The sequence below is a fragment of the Flavobacterium rhizosphaerae genome (assembly GCF_046000445.1).
In the GTDB taxonomy this organism is placed as follows: domain Bacteria; phylum Bacteroidota; class Bacteroidia; order Flavobacteriales; family Flavobacteriaceae; genus Flavobacterium; species Flavobacterium rhizosphaerae.
This window is the reverse complement of the sequence record NZ_JBELPZ010000012.1, coordinates 66,085-85,928: the sequence shown is the minus strand read 5'-3', so window position 1 is coordinate 85,928 and position 19,844 is coordinate 66,085. Positions and strand designations below refer to the sequence as shown.

The following is a 19,844-nucleotide window of genomic DNA, read 5'->3' as shown; positions in this document are numbered from 1 at the left end:
ATTAATGCCCTCCGCTCACACGGCCTAAGTTAATACCCTGGCTTTTAAGGATGCCCTGTACCCTAAAGGCATAAAATGCCAGGTAAGCAAAACATACAACGCCAACAATATAACTGTGGTGGATGCCCACAAAACCGGAAACCCAGCCTTGCGCTAGCGGTACTAAACCACCACCCATAATCATCATTACCAAAAGGTTACTACCCTGAGAGGTATGTTTACCCAGCCCACTAACAGCCAGTGTAAATATACATGGCCAAAGCGTACTACAAAATAAACCAACGCTGGTAAAGGCATAGATACTAATACTGCCTTCGGTTAACATACCTATAATAAGGGCAGCTATACCCAGCAATGCAAATATACCCAGCATGTTGGCAGGGTTACCTTTACTGGCAAAATCGGCTATTATCAATACTATAATTATAGCGGCATATTTATAAAATGGTTCAAGATCATGCCCCATAACTACATTTACACCTAAAAATACGGCAAAAGCCAGATAAGGCGCCACAATTTTTAATACTGTTTGTATGCTGCGGTTATCAGTAAACGCTTCGGCAGCACCACCCCAACGGCCCATCATAAGGCTGGCCCAGTACAGTGATACATAAGGTGCCACTTCACGGGTTGCAAAACCAAGGTTTTCTTCAAGGTAAGCTGGCAGGTTACTTGCCGTGGCAACCTCTACACCCACATATAAAAATATGGCAAACATACCCATGATAAGTTGCGGATATTGCAAGGCTGATTTTTTAGGCGCTACCACATCAGTAGCTACATCCTCTTCAATAATATCCGGATGGTTAGGTAATGACGAAAATTTTAGCAGTACAGCTACCACTACAAATGCCACACCTAAAATAAGATAAGGCAGTTTTACCGTATTAATATCTATATCCACAGGGGCAGCATCAGCGGCAACCACGCCAAATATAGCAAAGCTAACAAGTAGCGGGCCTATGGTTGTACCAAGGTTGTTAATACCTCCCGCAAGGGTAAGGCGTTGTGCGCCTGTTTTAATAGGCCCCAGGGCAATTGCCAGTGGGTTGGCTACGGTTTGTTGTAACGAGAAGCCAAGGCCTACTACAAACAGGCCGGAAAGCATTAGCGGAAAAGACTCAAGCTCTGCAGCAGGGTAAAAAAACATACACCCGATGGCAGAAATAAATAAGCCTACGGCAAGTGAATTTTTATAGCCGAGGTCTTCTACAATGTCCTTTTTACGGGCTGCTGAAATACCGATGTAGATTAAAGAACCTACTGTATAGGCCACATAAAATGCAAAGGCCACCATTTGGCTCTGTAGCTGGTTTAAGTCAAATTTAGTCTTAAATACGGGAATAAGGATATCGTTACTGGCGGCAACGAATCCCCAGAAGAAGAATACCGAAACCAGGGGGATAAACTGTGCCCACTTGGTTTGTGAAGTGTCTGAACTCATAGTTTGGTTTAAGGGTTAAGTTAATATTAGGGTTTAATTATTGCTTTATTATTCTGTTCTTTTAATTTCAGACCGTGGCCCTATGCCGTTTGCATTAAATGCTTCTATGGCAAAATAGTAGGCATCACTTCTATCCAGGCCGCTAAAATAATACTCATTTTGTCCGTATACCATAATTGAGCCATATAATTTATCAGCTGATTTTCCAAAATATATCACATAGCCATCTGCCTGGGGTTCTACCTGCCATTTAAACCATATATTTCGGCGTTCGCCTTTTTTACGCAGTGGCGGGCGCAGTGGGGCAAAATTCATCACTTCACCTGGTTTTTGTCCCTTGCCTTTGCCAAATATCCTAAAACCGCTAATAGCAAACTTGCCTGTTGGCATTTGTATATTTTCCAGTTTAAGGTAGCGTGCACTGGCCGGTTTATCAAGTTCTATATAATCATGCGGTACATCTTTTGTGTTGTTGCTTTTGTCTATAAGTACCTTCCACTTTTTACCATCGTTACTGCTGTAAATAATATACTTATGCCCTGTTGTGGTTTCGGGTTTGCCCATAATATCGGCATCCTGGTCGGCATAATTTAGCTGAATGGCATTAACAGTGCTTATTTCGCCTAAATCGCTTATCAGGTACTCGCCCTTATCAGCCGTTTTGGCGCTCCACCAGGTTTTTATATCCTCATCGGTTATATAATTGGGTGTAAAACCACCTAACGTAGAAGATACCTGAACCGGCTTGTTGTAATTAAGCAGCATCCACCCGGTAAATGATGAAAGCCCGCTGTGCGCTTTCTTTTCAGAAGGCAGATACGTAGGATAATCGCCATAAGCGGTATTAGAATACAGCACGCCATCTTTATCAAAACCTGCCGGCCAGATGCCTATCCTGCGTTCAAAGTTATTTTTAACTGATATTACCGATGTAGATACATGCCAGTAATCGCCGTTGGCATCTTTATAAGTAGCGCCATGCCCTGCCCCCCGGGCAAAACCACCCGGTTTATATGAAAAGGGGTTGAATGGCTGGTACTCAAAAGGCCCAAGGGGTTTATCGCCCACATAAACACCGTCTGCATACGTACTAAACTCTGTACCCGGAGCACCATATTGCAGGTAGTATTTTCCATTGTGCTTGGTCATAAAAGCACCTTCAGTAAAAGGCTGCATAAAGGTATTATCATTATGTTCACCAAAACGCTCCCAGCCATGCTCATCGTCATTTAATGCCAGTACGGGAATTACTTCGCCTTCCGGCTGAAAGGTTTTACGGTTAAGTTTCACGCCATATAACGGATACAGGTTGCTGGAACCGTAGTACAGGTACACCTCATCGGTATCTTCATCCCAAAATATATAAGGGTCCCAGGCGCCTGCCTCAAACTTGTGTACCAACTCTTTCCAGTCGTCTTTCTTTGGGTTAGTACTCATCCAGATGGGAAAATCCTTGCCATGGGTAGACCCCACAATCAGCAGGGTATCGTTTACATAAGAGAGTGACGGCGCACAAAGCTCATCATATACCTTATGCTCCGGGCGCAGGAACTTGCGGGGGATAAATTTCCAGTCTACCATATTTTTACTATGCCAGTAGCCCCACTGGTTGGTAGAAGCAAGATAATATTCGTCTTTAAAATAAGTAATAACAGGATCGGCCGTAGCGCGGTGTTTGCCTTGCTGTACAAAATTTGGTATGGGGCAATACCCATAATCTATATTAATGGGATTGCAGTATGTTTTTTGCTGTGCCTCAGCGCAGGTAAAAAACAGTAATGTGAATAAAATATATAGGTATTTCATTTTTCTTAGTTATTGGTTACCGGCATAAAGCTTATGGCTGCGCCACCACCGGGAGCCATCTTAAGCTTAATTTTAGAAGAAGCAGTAACCGTTTTTGTTTCAATAGCATAGTTTATCGGGTCTTTTTGCCAGTCGGCTCCCTTACCATCCTTATAAATTATAGCTTTATATTTTTTACCGGGTTCTAAAAAATCAAGCCTTATGGTGGTATTACGTGCATTTTCATCGGTAATGGCGCCTAAAAACCAGTTTGGTGAGCCTTTTTCTTTGCGGGCTATGGTAATGTAATCGCCCGGTTCGGCCTCCAGTACTTTGGTATCATCCCAGTCTATCCCCACATCTTTTATAAACTGAAAAGCATCGGGGTATTTCTCATAATTCTCCGGCAGGTCTGCTGCCATTTGCAACGGGCTGTAAATAGTTACATATAATGCAAGCTGTTTTGCCAGTGTGGTATGCACCTGCTCTGTTTTTTCAGGATCATACACATTCATTTTTATTTCAAAAATACCCGGTGTATAGTCCATTGGCCCACCTAACAGCCTTGTAAAGGGCAGTATAGTTTCATGAGCTGGCGGGTTGCCGCTACTCCAGCCGTTAAACTCATTGCCCCTTGCCGCCTCGGCAGCTATATAGTTAGGCCAGGTACGCTGCACCCCTGTAGGGCGCGACGATTCGTGCGAATTAACCATTATCTTATACTCAGCAGCGCGTTGCGGCACATAATTAAAATGGTTTACCATAGCCTGGCCGTCATGAAACTCGCCACGCGGAATAATTTTACCAACATAACCGGTTTTAACAGCCGGATAGCCATATTGCACCATCGTTTCCATTGCCCTGTCAAGCCTGCGCTCATAATTGGCAACTGACCCTGAAGTTTCGTTGTGCATAATCATTTTTACGCCCTGTCTTTTAGCATAGTCGCTAATTTCTTTAATATCAAAATCGGGATATGGTGTTACAAAATCAAACACATCTTCTTTCCAGTGGCCAAACCAGTCTTCCCAGCCTACATTCCACCCTTCTACCAAAACGCCGTCAAAGCCATGCTTACTTGCAAAGTCAATATAACGTTTCACATTCTCTGTAGTAGCGCCGTGCGGGCGGGGTTTATCAGTAACTTTTTGGGCGGCATCCTGGGTACCGCTGTAGTCCCACGTAGATTTGCTTACGTGCATTTCCCACCAAACGCCTACATACTTCATAGGTTTAATCCAGGAAGTATCTTCAATTTTAGAAGGCTCATTAAGGTTCAGCACCATTTTTTGCGCAACAATATCGCGGGCATCATCGCTTACCATTACAGTACGCCAGGGGGTGGTGCAGGGTGCCTGTAAGTATGCCATATCGCCAATGGCGTTGGGAACCAGCCTGGAGGTAAGATTAAAGTTTTTGGTATTTACATCCAGATGCATTACAGGATAATTTACCACCGCAGCTTCAAATATATTAATATAAAGGCCCTCATTGCTTTTCATCATTAGGGGTGACTGTACCACATACCTGCCCCCTATAGATTTAACTGATATACCATTGTTAAGATTGAGTTTATCATTATCTATTTCAGATAATCTGGTTTCATTATAAACATATTCCTGGCTGTCAAAATCACCGGGAATCCAAAAGGTTTTGTGGTCGCCTGCCAGATTAAACTCCGTGTTTTCTGCCGAAATCACAAAATAGTCCAGCTTATCCTGTTTAGGAAATTCATACCTGAAGCCCACACCTTCATCAAACACCCTAAATACAAGATTAATTTTGATACCGGACTCCTGCTGCTGTAATGCTACAAGAAGTTCGTTAAAATGGTTGGTTATAGTTGCGGTTTGCCCTAAAACGGGTTTCCAGCTTTTGTTTACCATACGTGTAGTAGTAGACAAAATTTTAAAGCCGCTGGTTAAAGCCCCTTGCTCTTTCAGTTCAATACCCAACTTACTTTGGGTAATAACAGGCTTATTTTTATAAGATACTGTATAGATTGGGGTGCCCTCTATATTAAGTGTAAAATCAACGTTTATTTTTCCTGAGGGTGATGCTACACTTTGCGCATTGGCAAATAGCAAACAGAAGAAAGCTAGTGCAGTAAAATAAAATTTCATTACTAAAATTTTTTAAAGATACATATATTATGATTTATGATAACAAGCATAATTAATAAAATTAAAACCTGATTTTTTTGAATTTGTAGGTTTATAGTTATATAAAAAAGCTAAAATTAATATTTATGCAAAAAAATATAAATCCACTTTATTTAAAAAGGCTGCCTGTTGGGGCAGCCTCTTCAGCAATAACAAAATTAACTTACCTAACTAACAAGAATGTTTCGGTTAATTCTGCATCAGAGTTTCCGCCCACAAACACATTAAAGTCGCCGGGCTCTGCTACAAAATTCATGTCTATATCATAAAAACGCAGGTCGTCTGCAGTAATATCAAACGTTACGGTTTTCTTTTCTCCTTTTTTAAGCAGTACTTTCTTAAAGCCTTTAAGTTCTCTTACCGGCCTTGTAACAGACCCGTATTTATCCTGAACATAAAGCTGCACCACTTCTTCTCCATCATAATTACCTGTATTGGCAACATTAACACTAACAGTAATATTTCCTGTATAACTCAGGTTTTTAGAAGATAACTTAAGGTTAGAATAATTAAAATTAGTATAGCTTAGCCCATACCCAAATGGGTATAAGGGTTCATTTACGCTGTCTATATATTTAGATTTATATTTTTGTTGCGGATCTGCTGCACCATAGTAAGGCCTTCCCGTATTTTTGTGGTTATAATAAATAGGCACCTGCCCAAGCGTGCGGGGAAATGTCATAGGTAACTTACCCCCCGGATTATTTTCACCATACAGGGTTTGTGCAATAGCATCTCCCCCCATAGTACCCGGAAACCAGGCTTCGAGTATGGCATCCATATTTTCGCTCTCCCAGGTAAGATCTAACGGGCGGCCGTTCATTAATACTAATACAACCGGTTTACCCAGTTTTTTAAGTTCAGCCAAAAATTCCCGCTGTATACCCGGAAGCTGTATATTGGTACGCGAAGCAGCTTCACCCGTCATATTTTCAAACTCACCCAATACAGCAACAATAACATCCGCTTTAGCGGCATTAGTAAGTGCCTGTTGCATCATATCACGCTTAGGGTCTATAATTTCCACACCCTTATCAAAAGTAACGTTAGCGTTTTTGCCCAGCAATGCCATAACACCTTCTTGTACGCTATGTGCATAGCCATTACGGTCTCCCGTTGCCGCCCATGAGCCTATAATATTCCACTCATCACTAACTAAAGGCCCTACAAAAGCCACTTTCTGCACTTTTTTAAGTGGAAGGGTATTATTTTTATTTTCAAGCAACACCATTGATTTATTCGCTATATCAAGCGCTGCATCAAGGTATTCCTGCTTATAAATAGTTTGCTTTTCACGCTTTTCATCGTTATAGCGGTACGGATCTTCAAAAAGGCCAAGATCATATTTGGCTTCCAGTACACGGCGGCAGGCATCGTCTATTTGTGCCTGTGTTACCTTACCATCCTGTAAAGATTGCTTAAGGAATTTAAGGTAAATACCCCCAACCATATCCATATCTACACCGGCTTTTAGAGAACGCTCTCCGGCTTCTAATGAATCTTTTGCAAAGCCGTGCGGTATCAACTCATTAATAGCAGTATAATCGGTAACCACAAAACCTTTAAAGCCCCATTCCTCTTTAAGCACGTCGTGCATTAAAAATTTGCTTCCTGTTGAAGGCACTCCGGCAATTTCATTAAAAGAGGTCATAAAAGTACCCACACCGGCATCAACTGTAGCCTTAAAGGGCGGCAGGTATACCTCGCGCAATACTCTTTCGCTCATATCAACCGTATTATAATCGCGTCCTGCCTCGGCAGCGCCATAAGCGGCAAAGTGCTTTGTACACGCCAATACGGTATTGTTAGCGGAAAGGTCTGCCCCCTGAAAGCCTTTTACACGGGCAATAGCCATTTGCACCCCTAAATAGGTATCTTCTCCCGATCCTTCTGATACACGCCCCCAGCGCGGGTCGCGGGCTATGTCTACCATTGGGGCAAATGTCCAGTGTACACCGCTGGCTGCGGCTTCGGCAGCTGCTATTTCAGAAGACTTTTTTGCAGCCTCCAAATCCCATGATGCCGTTTCGCCCAGTGTTATGGGGAAAATAGTGCGGTAACCATGAATAACATCATAGCCAAAAAGCAATGGAATTTTAAGGCGTGAATTTTTCATGTTAAGTTCCTGCAACTGGCGGGTATATTTTACCCCGGTTGCGTTGAGTATAGAACCTACATTGCCTTTTTTTATTTCATCAACAAAGTTGCTTCCGCTGGCAGGGCCTGTTACAGTACCATCAGAAGTAAACTGCACCATTTGTGCAATTTTTTCTTCAATGGTCATTTTAGCCATCAGCTCATTTACAAACTCATTGCGGGGTTTTATTTTTTTGTTTTTAGTTGTCTGCGCATGTAGTGAAAACGATGCGGCCAGTAAAAGCAAAACAATCTTACTGTTTCTCATTATCTGATTAATTTTATCTGTGGGTAATTCAATACTATTATTTCGTTTGTTTCAGCATCCATTCATAAATAGCGGGATCATCATACACCCTGGTCCAACTATTATGGTTGGCATCATCAAATATAGTAAGCTCAATATCTTTGGCGCAAGGTTTCAACTTTTTATAAATGTCTATAGAATAGTGCACATCTACTACATCATCCAGCAATCCATGAAAAATACGCATGGGTATCTGCCCTATTTTGCAGTTTTCTATCATAGGCACCCTGTCTACAAATCCTGCAATGGGCACCAGCGCAGCAAACATATCAGGGTGTGCAAAAGCCAGGTTCCACGCGCCCCATCCGCCCATGCTAAGACCCGTTAGGTAAATCCTGCTTTCATCAATATTATTGTCTTTTACTACTTTCTGTATCAGTTTATATAGCACATCACTATCCCAATATTCATCTTCAGGGCATTGCGGCGCCAAAACATAGGCATCAATAGTATGGGTTTTTAAATATTTAAACGGCCCGTGCACTTTTACTTTTTCAATATCATTACCCTTTTCGCCTGATCCATGAAGAAAAACAATAAGGGGCTTTTTTTCCTTTTTAGCATTATCGGGTACATGGAGGGCATAACCCAAGGATGATTTTTTTATAACCTCGGTTTCAAAATGTGCTGTTTTATCAGATTGTGCAGAAACACAAACTGAAAACAGAACGAAAACAAGCAATACTACTACTTTCTTCATTTTTATATTCCGTATTTACCCGATTTAAATCCTAATTTTTTAAGCCCTTGCTGTACTTCTGGGGCATTCATAAACAATTTCCAAAGTAAGCCGCTGCGGTAATTTTCTATCATTACCGGCATAGGCCCCTGGTCTATCGCAAGATATTTTTTTGTACTCCAGTCATATTGCTGGCTGTGGGCATCATAAAAACCGGCTGGCCCCCAAAGCTGCTCATTAAAATTTTCGTAAAAATTACGCATGGCAGCAATAGATTGCTCCGGTGTATACACAATAGAGCTTACTGCCGCTGTGGGAGATATTACACCTGTATCATTGCTGGGCATGTGGGCTGTATAACCCGTGCTGCCATCAGGGTTATGTGTGTATGATGCCGTAAGCCCCCAATAATCAGGATCGTAGCCTTTATAGTGCTTAGGGTTTTCAACACAATATTTATAATCTATCATTACCTGGTTATAGTTCAGGTCCCAATAATTTGCATATTCATCGGTAAGGCCATGCGGGTCTAAACCCACGTATGAATAATGGGCCCAGAACAAAGGTCCGCCATACTCCTCGGCACCATTGTGTTTTACAATTAATGGAAGTCCGTATTTTGTATTTGACGATTTAATTGCACCACCGCGAGCCCAGCCTTCATGATAAGCGGCTGCGGGTATACTGTGCGTTGGCGATGAAGCTGCAAGTACATAAGTAATAAGGCACTCATTATATCCCTGTAAAGGAAAATTCATCTCCCAGTTATACTCGGGTGACCAGTGCCAGTACAGTACATTTTGCCCATTGCGGTACCAGTTAAAATCAACACCTTTCCATAATTCATCAAATTGGGCGGCCAGCTTTTTCTCCCTTTCATTACCATTTTTAAAATATTCGCGTACGCATATAATGCCTTCGCACATAAAAGCAGTTTCTACAAGGTCTCCGCCATTATCTTTTTTGCCAAAAGGCTGCACTTTGCCGGTATTTCCGTTCATCCAGTGGGGCCATGCCCCATGAAAACGGTCAGCATTTTTTAAAAACCCGGCTACTTTTTCAAGGCGCTCCAGTGTTTCACTACGGGTTACATACCCTCTTGAATCTGCCGCTATTATTGAAAGCAGGCCAAAGCCGCTGCCTCCGGTAGTAACCACGTGGGCATCATTTTGCGGATAGTTGCCATCCGGATGGTAGCGCTCACGCGCCAGGCCGGAGTTTGGTTCGGCAAAATCCCAAAAATATTTAAACGATTGTTTTTCTACCAGATCTAAAAGCTGCTCATCTGTCAGCCGTTCATGCTGAACTATGGCTATATCTTTTTGTTGAGGTGATTCTTTTTTATTTGAATTGCAGCTTAGCAACAGTAGTAAACAAACGGGTAGTATGTTTTTAAGCATAATTATTTAAAGTGAAATAATCTTCCCCCGACCAAAAAACGGGGGAAGATAAAATAGAGTGATTAATAACCTGGATTTTGTTGCATTGCAGGAGTTTGTATAAGCTGGTTATACGGTATTGGGAATAACTCATGCGTGCCAACAATAAAATTTTTACCCGCTGCTGCCATAGCAGATGCCGCCTGGCCAGTCCTTATCAGGTCAAACCACCTGTCGTGCTCAAAGGCAAGTTCAAGCCTTCTTTCTTTCCATATAGCCTGCCTAAGATCTGTTTGGTTTGCAGCTGTAGCATCAGCAAGATTTACCCTTTCCCTCACTGTGTTAAGGTTGGCAAGGGCAGCCGATGTATTACCAAGTTCATTAGCAGCTTCTGCAGCAATTAGGTATATTTCAGCAAGCCTTAGTATACGTATATTTTTATCTCCGTCTGAATCGCCTGCGTTAGCGCTTGAATACGCTTTTTCATTATACATTGGGTTTTCTACCGATGGGCTAACCTCGCGGCCATCCCAAAGGGTTTCTCCTGCAAATATGATGGTAGCATCCCTACGGATGGCATCGCCCTCTACATTAAATGCATCTAACAGGTTTTGAGAAGGCGTGTTAAAACCCCAGCCCCAGCCACTGGTACCACGGGCACCTTGGGTCTGGCTATATTGCTGCACACCGTGTGCTATATTTTCTCCCCTTGCCTGAACTTCAAAAATAGATTCTGAACCATTTTCACTTGAAGCCCTCCAAAGCACAGCATAATCCTGCTCAAGGCTATATTCGCCTGAATTGATTACAGTTTGTGCCATATCATACGCTTGCTGCCATTTCTGCTCATATAAATATACTTTAGAAAGAAGCGCCTGTGCAGCACCCTTTGTGGCACGGCCTAAATCTGTAGGGGCATACTGGCTTTTTGCAGGTAATTTGGTAATAGCATCAAGCAGGTCTTCTTCAATATATGCATACACATCTGCCTTTGGGGCACGTTCTTCAAGGTTAATGTGCTGCAAGGGCACATCACCCCATCCGCGTACTAACCAAAAATAATTTAAGGCCCTTAAAAATTTTGCTTCGCCAATAAGACGGTTTTTATACCCCTCATCGGTAAGGCCATAATTTTCAGTATATTCTATAGCGTAAGTGGCACGGCCTATAGATTTATACCAGTTAGTCCACATGGCACCAAAAGAACCGGCGCTACTTGTAAATTCAAGGTTATCCAACTGTAATTTATCTGACCCGGTATCACTTGGGGAACTGCCTTTATCGGCATTATCAGATATAATTTCGGTAATACCCAAATAAGAAAATGCGTAATCCCACTCTGTAAGCAGGCCATATGTACCATTTACAAAAGCTTCGGGCGTCTGCGTTTCACCACTATCTTCTTCTGCTATATTTTCCCTGGCATCAACATCCAGAAAATCTTCACTACAACCTGCAAGCAGGGCTACACCCAGCATAAGGCATGTTATTACTTTATAATTTCTTTTCATAATTTTAATTTTATAAGTCAATCTGAACTCCGAAAAGGAATGTTTTAAGGTTTGGATATGCCGAAAGTTCTATACCAGTAGTTTCACCAGCTACACCATTGCTGTTAATCTCTGGTGTAAAGCCTGAATATTTTGTAAACATAAACGGGTTTTGGGCAGTAGCATAAAGCCTTACACTGTTAACCTGTTTTATTACATCTTTAAAAGTATAACCTACAGTAATATTATTAATCCTGAAGAAGTCACCATCTTTAAGGTAATAGCTTGATGCTATAGCATCACGGTTAGCTCCTGGGTTTGTATTACTTGTACCGGCTCCTGTCCAACGGCCACTGAATGTATCGGCTGTAATATTTTCACCACCATTAATACGGGTTCCTTTAAGGCCGTTGTAAACTTTATTACCCCCTACGCCATAACCATCTACAGAAAAATCTATGCTTTTCCAGTTAAATCCAAGGTTAATGCCATACGTAAACGTTGGCAGGTAAGACCCAAAGAATTTTTTATCGGCATCATCAATTTTACCGTCACCATTTTGATCTTTATAACGTAGCTGGCCCGGTTGTGCACCGCTTATATGGGCATTGTCATTAATTTCATCTTGTGTTTGCCATACGCCATCTGCTTCATACATCCACCATGAATATATGGGCTGGCCTTCCTGAAGCCTCTTGGTAATCTGTCCATTAGCAAGGCTACCACCCGTATTACCATCATACGCAGGCTTAACATTTTCAAGGGTGTTTTTGTTTTTACCAAAAGTACCGCCAATAAAATATGAGAAATCATCGCCAATATAATCTTTCCAGTTTAGTGCTAATTCAAAACCTTCGTTACGCACTTCGCCCCCATGATCAAAATAAGCCGTAGAGTTTGGCGAGTCAAGTACGGGGTTTACCCTTAATATAGCATTTGTTGTAAGCCTGTTATAATAATCTAAGCTACCGCCTAACCTCCTGTCTAAAAATTCAAAATCAACACCGGCGTTTACTTCTTTTGTTACCTCCCAGGAAAGTTCTGTAGCCGGAGATCCTACATAAGCACCATTAACAAGCGACTGGTTAGGGCCAAATACATAATTGTAGCTACCGCTTCCCTGGCCTGTATAAAGTACTGTGGCATTAAAAGGAACCTGAGCATTACCCAATTCGCCATAACCTCCACGAATCTTTAAGAAATTAATACCTTTTACATCAGAAAGGAAATTTTCTTTAGAAAGTGTCCAGCCCACAGCTACTGAAGGGAAATTACCCCAGTATTTTTGATTGGTTTTAAAATTACTGTTACCATCTCTCCTGAAGTTTGCTGTTAAAAAGTATTTTTCAGCATAATTATACTGTACCCTTCCAAAATACGAAAGTATTTGTGTAGGTGTCTGATAATATTGTGTAGCGCTGGTTCCCTCTGCTTCTTTAAGGTTCCAGTATTGCTCTTTTTGAGGAACATTATATCCTGTCATGCTCGACTGATATACATCATCCCTTTTATCTTTTGTAATACCAGCTATAACAGTAAGGTTATGAAGGTCGAAAGACTTATCTATAGTAAAATAGGTATCCCAGTTGTAACGGAAACTTTCTACATCACGATAAGTTAGCTGATTATTAGCATAAGTATAATTATCTTCTTCAGCAGCTGCCTGTAACTCGTCATATTGAGTATCCGTACGGGTAGGGTCAGATGAAAGCCACTGCCCCCTAATATCATTATAAGCCCTTGTTTTGGCAAAACTTTTACTAAGGCCCACCCTTGTATTTACTTTTAACCATTTGGTTACTTCGAGTTCTGCATCAAACAATCCCTGTAATTGCGATGTTTTGGTTTCTTCATTCGCAAAATATACTGTTGCAAGCGGGTTGCCAATAGAGTTAAGCTGGCCTATGCTTTCACCGGCAGCAGCCTCATACCCAACTAAACCTGTATTTTTGTTATAAAAAGTACGCCCAAATGCACCGTTAGGGTAATATGCCGGCACAATTGGTGCCTGCCTGTATGCCTCATTAAATGCACCAAATGGCTTTGGGTTTGCTTTTATAAAAGTATAATTTAAGTTTTGAGAAAGCTTAAGCTTATTATCAAAAAAATTATAGCTGGTGTTAGAGCGGATGGTATTTCTTGCCAGGTCATTATTATTTAATACACCATCCTCATTATAGTTATTATAACTAAAATAATAAGTACCTTTCTCACTACCTCCGCTTAAGGCAACAGTATTACTTTGAGAAAAGCCAACATCTGTAGTTTCATCAAACCAGTCAGTATCATAAGGCTGGTTCTCGCTAAGGTAAACCGGATTTGATAAGGTTGCCTGATTTTCGTTATAATACGTTACATATTGTTTTGCATTAGCCATTTTTACCTGGTTAAGTACCGATCTGGCTGCATAATAGCTGCTAACTGAAAGATTCATTTTGCCGTCCTTACCTTTTTTAGTTGTGATAAGTACAACACCATTAGCCGCATTTTGACCGTAAATAGCTGCAGACGAAGCATCTTTAAGGATATCCATAGTTTCAATATCGCCGGGATTGATATTAGAAATATCAGCCGTAACAATACCGTCAACTACATAAAGGGGAGCGCTGCCTGCCGCAGCAGTACCAAGTCCCCTGATACGAACAGTGGGCGTAGCGCCCGGAGAGTCATTAGTAATAATCTGTACACCGGCAACTTTACCCTGAATGGACTGCATAGCATTAAATTGCGGTTGTTTTTGAAATTGCTCTCCTTTAACACTGCCTACAGCACCTGTTAAGCTGGATCTTTTTTGTGAACCATACCCCACTACAACTACCTCTTCAAGCGTGGTATCCATACTTAAAGCCATAGTAACTTTCATACCATTGGCGGCAGGAAGTGTGCGGGTCTGGAAACTTATCATGCTAAAAGTAAGCATAGCCCCCTCATTTGCCTGAATAGAAAAATCACCATCAAAATCAGTTGTAGAAACTACATTACTGTTTTCAACGGTAATATAAACATCCGGAATGGGCATCCCTGTTTCGTCAACCACATTTCCCGTTATCTGTTGCCCGTAGCTAAAGCTCGCGAGCAGCAGGAAAAAACCTAAAATAAAGTTTTTCATAAAAATTGTTACGTTTAAAGTTAGTAGTGCGAATGTACAACACTAAAACGTTTTAGTTGTATAACATTCACTTTCTCATTACTACATCAAAATAACAATTTTACAATATAAAATACTGAAAATAAATTATATATATCAATCACACACACATCAAATCAAAACGTAATGATGTAGCATTGATGTACTGTTTTAATTTAATGTTTATATGTAAAATAAATAGTGAAGTAACAATTCTACTAAATATTGAACATAAATTTGGAAAGGTTATCCTCAGTAGTTATGTCGAGTTTTTTGCGTAGGCGGTAACGGTGAAGTTCAACTCCACGGAAAGAAATATTCATAAGTGGGGCTATTTCTTTAGACGATAAATTCATCCTTAAATAAATACACAACTTTATATCTTTAGAAGTAAGTTCTGGGTATTTTGCAGTAAGGCGTTCCACAAATTCTTCATGGCTTTTCATAAGATTCTTCTCAAAACTTTGCCATTCATTTTTGCTTATAGAACTGGTTTTAATAATTTTTTTAATTTTTGTTTTTAGCTGGTCATTTTTTACATCACTATTAAGTACCTCCTGTATATTTTCAATCATCTCGCTATGCTTGGCTATACTAAGTGATTTCCCCGCTACTTCTGACGCTTTGCTTTGCACTTCCATTTCCAGGCGATGCTTCTCATATTCCTGTTGCTGCAATTTCATTTCAGCTTCCATCTCAAGCTTCATAATCTGTCGCTTATGCTTCAGCTCTTCTTCATTAAGTTTTATCTTTTGGATATACCTGAGCTTATTCCAGCGGTAATAAAAAAATAATATCACGAAAACTATAATAACATACACACCTATCATCCAGGGGCTATAGTACCACGGCCTTTCAACAGTAAAACTATAAGAATTTATTTTTACAAAATCGTGGCCTTCCCTGCTATAAATCTCTATATTTTGTGTACCACTCCCAAGGTTATTCAAAACAAGGCTACCATTTTTTACTGGTATAAAATCCTGTGAATCGTTAAGAGTATAAAATAAATCAGGTCGGTTATACCCCAGATATTCACTTATAATATTTATGACTATTGAACGGTTATATTTTATAACAGTTGATTCATCAATAAGATGATTATCATAATATGCCTCTATAGTTGTGCCAGAAGGTTTTTTCTTTACCTGATTAATATTAAAGGTAAAAAAGCCATCATCAAGATTAATATACAATACATCATTTTGTTTAAAAACACGGGTATCTTCAGTTATAAGTTTACCCATATAGTATTTCTCCGGTAAAAGGCGCCATATAAATTCACTTCCCGTGCGGTTGATTAGGTATAACAGATTTTCTTTCATAACGATAAAATTATTATCGTCTACAGGGATGATATCAGATACGTTACTAAAATTAGTATTAAAAATATCGCTGTTTTCAAGCGTTTCAGAAATACTGTTATAGGTATACCATCTATTATTAATCAAAAAGAAAATTTCATTCCTGAAACGGAAAAGCCTGACACCAAAATCATTATCTATTTTATTTTTTTCAGTAATATTAGTCAGGCTGCTAACCTTAAGGTCATCAGTATATAAAATACGGTAAAGCCCTTTATTGTTATCGGCCGCCCAGAGTTCTCCGGGTTTTACCTGAACAATATTTTTATAGGGCCGGGTAGATACATCAAGGCGTATATAATTACTCAGGTCGCTACTATTTTTATATGCTACTATACCACTATAAGTTGTTTCAAAAAGGCAGTTATCAAGGTTACTCTTCATTATCCGCCAACCACCGCTAACGGTATTGCTTTTTTGTAACACTTTACCATTGTATAAAAATGTACCATCATTATGGCCTATAATATAATTATCTGCTCCATCATCATAAATTTCCCATGCCTGCCCGGATGATCCTTCCACTGCCTTAAGTAATTTATCATCATACCTGAAAACACCATGGTTAGAGGCAAAAAGATAGCCATTTGGCAGTATTGCCATAGAATATACTGAACCAAGCGTACCTGCATTATCTGAAAATATTGAAACCGGAGAGCTGATTTCTATATGCGAAATACCGTTATCTAACCCAAGCCATAAATCTTTTTCACTATCAAGTGTTAATGATAATACTGCATTATTGTTAAGCCTGTTTTGCCTGCTTATATTTTTATATACGCCTGTATTTACATTTACAGTATATAATCCCTGCCGGGCAGTGCCCACTACAAGAACACTGTCATTAACAAAAAGGGCATTGTGTATCATTTCTGATTTAAGGCGGTTGTTACAGGGGGTATCCCAATAGGTAAGGCCCTTTTCATCACCTTTATAAATACCGTTGGTATTGGTAAAAAGATATATCTGCCCCTTATTTTTAAGTAGTCCGTGTATAACGTTATCTTCTGCTACATCCCAATTTTCTACTTTTCTGAATGATGTACCCTCCATAGCATACACCCCGTTTTTAACCGTAGCGGCATAAATAATATCATTAATAACATAGCAATAAGAAACCTGCGAGGGAAATTTAACCCGCTCAATAGCTTTTTTATTATTTAAAATATAAACGGCATTAAATGATTGGAAATAAAGCTTATCTCCTTTTCTGAAAATTTTCCATATTTCATCATTATCTGCTTCTCCCGAAAAAAAACCCTTTCCCACAGATAGAGAAGTGTAGTGCATTATACCGTTTATACGCTGCCAATAACCAAACTCCCTGTAAGATCCGCTATAAATACGGTCACCTTCAGCAAAAACTGATCGTATAATGGTTTTATTGGGCAATGAATATTTTTCCCACTGTACACCATTATAACGTAGCAGATAATGCCCGTTTGCAAAGTACATGGCTTTGTCTGCCCCTTGTGTAACATTCCAAACCTGATTATCGCCTGTATAATCTGATTTGGTATAATTCTGGACAAAGGGCAGTAATTCCTGTGCAGATAACCCCGCACAGAATAAAGAAATTAGTAGTAAGAAAAACTTCTTTAGGAACATTATAAAAGATTACGCTCCAAATTTAAAACTTAAAAATATCCGGTTGCATTTTATTTTATAATACTCTCTCAGTAACAAAACCATCCAGGTATTTAAAACGCTCGGTAAGCTGTCCGTTAGCAGTTATCATCCCTCTTTTTAAAATACCGTCTTTATCACCGTTAAAAAATGCGGGAATTACATTTTCAAGAAACATTTCCCCAAAGCCTTCGCTGGCATCTTTTGGCAATTCACACGGCAGGTTATCTACCGCCATAACAGCAATTGCTGCCGGATGGTGCACATCAACTTCTTCTCCGGTATCCGGATGGTATCCATAAAATGGTTCTGCAATGGTAGAAGCACGCAACGTGCTGGCAACAGGGCCTGCTATATCACAACTTATGTCTGCCACCAGCTTAATTTTATTTTTTGGTGATTTAAGCATTTGCTTTGTGAGGATAGCCGGTGAGCCATCTGCATAAAAATGCCCGGCTATAAAAATATCTGCTGTCTGGGTGAATTTCTCAAAATCTGACTCATACTTAGAAGTGTTATTGAAAAAATCATCATTACCTTCAGCAACCACACCATCTATGCGCTTGTTATAATCCAATACGTCAATCTGTACAAAAACCGGCTCGGTATATTGCTTAGAAAGAAAATTTTCCGGAGAAACTTCTTTGAGTTTCATAGCCTTTAATATCTCCTTTGCCCCCATACCTACTTTACCTTTACCGGTAAGTACAATTTTTAGGGGTGGGAGGGTTATCTTCTTTAAACGGTTTATAAGCGCCTCCCTGTCAGGTTGTGTTCCTGCAGCAGGTAAAGTAAATAAATCATATTTATAGCCAAATGTCCTCATGGCATTATAGGCACCCACTATACCGGCATAACGCCCAAAACCAACAATCCTTCGCCCATCAGCATCAACAAGGGTTTCATGGTCATACAAGGTTATATCTTTATCTATAACAGCTTGCAAAAGCTTTTGGTTATAGGGTTGTTTTTTAATAGTGTGGCTAAAAAAAAAGTATTTTTTACCGGGTATAAGCGCCTCGGCCGGTACTTCTTTTACGCCCAAAAGCACGTCACAGTCATCCAGGTTTTCAGTAACCTCAAATCCTGCCTTAATGTACGCTTCATCTTTAAATATGCGTACATCAGATGATTCTACTTTTATTTCAATTTGCGGATATTGTGCTTTAAGCTGTAATAATGCATCCGGCGAAAACACTACCCTTTTATCCGGAGGTGATTTTCTTTCCCTGATGATTCCTAATTTCATATATATCTAACATTATCTGGTGGATGGTTTACAAATATAACATATATTAAGCACTTAATTAATTGCGGTTAAACCAAAAATCTTTATTACTTTTGCATTCCTGTTTTGGTATAGCCTTTGTACTATAACATGATACTGGGGTCGACTGGTTTTGACAGCAGGCCGATGTGAACAGTAAGCACGCCGGGAAATGGAACTGTTCCCGTTAATCATTGTTCCAAACTTTTAAACGGCGAAAATAACTACGCTCTTGCTGCTTAATTCTGAATTCATAGTAAGAATATAGCCACGTCCCTGCAAGGCAGGGAGGCGGGATCCTTCTGAAAAGCTTTGGTTTATGGCGTTTCGATTAGAAGGACCGTAAAAGTAAACCTGGAGGTTTCTTTGCTTCGCGGGAGCCTTGAGAAAACAGAAGCTAAGTAGTGTGTGGCAGTTTCCGGCCTTGCACACTATCTAAAATCTAAGCGGAAACTAAGCGTGTAGAAAGCTCTTTGCTTCCTTGTTTGGACCCGGGTTCGATTCCCGGCGACTCCACTTTTAAAAACCTCTTCTCTCCTGTATATCAGTAGATTAAAGAGGTTTTTTTATTTATTTTCCCGATATTCTCCCAACTTTATATATTTGCCTTTTCAAACCTTTTAAGCAGCTAACTACGCTTAAATCTTTTGATGCAGGTATTATCTATACCCCACATCACTATTTTTTTATCACGTACAAGCTTGTTAACAGTCCGTATGTTTATACCTAAAAGCTTTGCGGCTTCTTTCCTGGCAAGTAGCTAATCCGGCACTTGATTTGGTAAACGAGATAAGGCTTCAGTAATACTTTGCTTTACAATGTCTGAAAATTCATCAGGCGTTAATTGTATCAGTTGAATTGTTTTCATATCTAAAAATTGAAATATAAAATAACTTTTACTGATGTGAAACATTAAAATGTAAATTAATGAAATAAAAAAACCGCTAAATGTAGCGGTCTTAACAATTTTCATCTATCCATTTGTAAAGGTAATCTAAGGTGATACCCATTGTAGCAAGATTAGTTTTTAAGTGTGTTGGGGGTATTTCTTTGTCTTTTTCCCTATGAGTAATTGTCC

General features: G+C 40.0%; 10 protein-coding genes and 1 other RNA gene. 1 reads left to right on the top strand and 10 read right to left on the bottom strand.

Translation table 11 applies throughout. From position 1 onward, the window contains the following. Position 1 precedes the first annotated feature (1 nt). The 10 genes from ABS766_RS12030 to ABS766_RS11985 form a co-directional block, all read right to left on the bottom strand. Positions 2 to 1,444, bottom strand: a complete 1,443-nt coding sequence (locus ABS766_RS12030) for an MFS transporter (protein ID WP_408085417.1) — start codon at positions 1,442 to 1,444, stop codon at positions 2 to 4. Positions 1,445 to 1,492: 48 nt separating this feature from the next. Then, entirely contained in the window at positions 1,493 to 3,250 is a 1,758-nt protein-coding gene (locus ABS766_RS12025; RefSeq protein ID WP_408085416.1) for a family 43 glycosylhydrolase, read from the bottom strand. Positions 3,251 to 3,255: 5 nt separating this feature from the next. Next, positions 3,256 to 5,352: a glycoside hydrolase family 97 protein gene (locus ABS766_RS12020; protein WP_408085415.1), complete on the bottom strand. Its 2,097-nt coding sequence runs from the start codon at positions 5,350 to 5,352 to the stop codon at positions 3,256 to 3,258. Between the two features lie 202 nt (positions 5,353 to 5,554). After that, entirely contained in the window at positions 5,555 to 7,795 is a 2,241-nt protein-coding gene (gene bglX, locus ABS766_RS12015; protein ID WP_408085414.1) for a beta-glucosidase BglX, read from the bottom strand. Between the two features lie 37 nt (positions 7,796 to 7,832). Beyond that, positions 7,833 to 8,534, bottom strand: coding sequence for a carboxylesterase family protein (locus ABS766_RS12010; RefSeq protein WP_408085413.1), 702 nt, complete (start codon positions 8,532 to 8,534; stop codon positions 7,833 to 7,835). A 2-nt stretch (positions 8,535 to 8,536) separates the two neighbouring features. Continuing rightward, positions 8,537 to 9,913, bottom strand: coding sequence for a glucoamylase family protein (locus tag ABS766_RS12005; RefSeq protein ID WP_408085412.1), 1,377 nt, complete (start codon positions 9,911 to 9,913; stop codon positions 8,537 to 8,539). A gap of 62 nt (positions 9,914 to 9,975) precedes the next feature. After that, the gene (locus ABS766_RS12000) at positions 9,976 to 11,403 is read right to left on the bottom strand and encodes a RagB/SusD family nutrient uptake outer membrane protein (protein ID WP_408085411.1); all 1,428 of its coding nucleotides are present in this window, start codon (positions 11,401 to 11,403) and stop codon (positions 9,976 to 9,978) included. Positions 11,404 to 11,413: 10 nt separating this feature from the next. Next, the gene (locus ABS766_RS11995; protein ID WP_408085410.1) at positions 11,414 to 14,491 is read right to left on the bottom strand and encodes a SusC/RagA family TonB-linked outer membrane protein; all 3,078 of its coding nucleotides are present in this window, start codon (positions 14,489 to 14,491) and stop codon (positions 11,414 to 11,416) included. Between the two features lie 236 nt (positions 14,492 to 14,727). After that, positions 14,728 to 17,481 carry a helix-turn-helix and ligand-binding sensor domain-containing protein gene (locus ABS766_RS11990; protein WP_408085409.1) on the bottom strand — a complete coding sequence of 918 codons (2,754 nt, stop codon included), beginning with the start codon at positions 17,479 to 17,481 and terminating at the stop codon, positions 14,728 to 14,730. A gap of 55 nt (positions 17,482 to 17,536) precedes the next feature. Beyond that, the gene (locus tag ABS766_RS11985; RefSeq protein ID WP_408085408.1) at positions 17,537 to 18,748 is read right to left on the bottom strand and encodes an NAD(P)-dependent oxidoreductase; all 1,212 of its coding nucleotides are present in this window, start codon (positions 18,746 to 18,748) and stop codon (positions 17,537 to 17,539) included. Between the two features lie 137 nt (positions 18,749 to 18,885). Here ABS766_RS11985 and ssrA point away from each other — a divergent pair. Then, positions 18,886 to 19,285, top strand: a transfer-messenger RNA (tmRNA) gene (ssrA, locus tag ABS766_RS11980). Positions 19,286 to 19,844 lie beyond the last annotated feature (559 nt).

Bases quoted from the DNA above. Each gene is read 5' to 3' on its own strand.
- ABS766_RS11990 (WP_408085409.1), bottom strand. From the start codon at position 17,481: ATGTTCCTAAAGAAGTTTTTCTTACTACTAATTTCTTTATTCTGTGCG.
- ABS766_RS12030 (WP_408085417.1), bottom strand. From the start codon at position 1,444: ATGAGTTCAGACACTTCACAAACCAAGTGGGCACAGTTTATCCCCCTG.
- ABS766_RS12005 (WP_408085412.1), bottom strand. From the start codon at position 9,913: ATGCTTAAAAACATACTACCCGTTTGTTTACTACTGTTGCTAAGCTGC.
- ABS766_RS12010 (WP_408085413.1), bottom strand. From the start codon at position 8,534: ATGAAGAAAGTAGTAGTATTGCTTGTTTTCGTTCTGTTTTCAGTTTGT.
- ABS766_RS12020 (WP_408085415.1), bottom strand. From the start codon at position 5,352: ATGAAATTTTATTTTACTGCACTAGCTTTCTTCTGTTTGCTATTTGCC.
- ABS766_RS12025 (WP_408085416.1), bottom strand. From the start codon at position 3,250: ATGAAATACCTATATATTTTATTCACATTACTGTTTTTTACCTGCGCT.
- ABS766_RS11985 (WP_408085408.1), bottom strand. From the start codon at position 18,748: ATGAAATTAGGAATCATCAGGGAAAGAAAATCACCTCCGGATAAAAGG.
- bglX (WP_408085414.1), bottom strand. From the start codon at position 7,795: ATGAGAAACAGTAAGATTGTTTTGCTTTTACTGGCCGCATCGTTTTCA.
- ABS766_RS11995 (WP_408085410.1), bottom strand. From the start codon at position 14,491: ATGAAAAACTTTATTTTAGGTTTTTTCCTGCTGCTCGCGAGCTTTAGC.
- ABS766_RS12000 (WP_408085411.1), bottom strand. From the start codon at position 11,403: ATGAAAAGAAATTATAAAGTAATAACATGCCTTATGCTGGGTGTAGCC.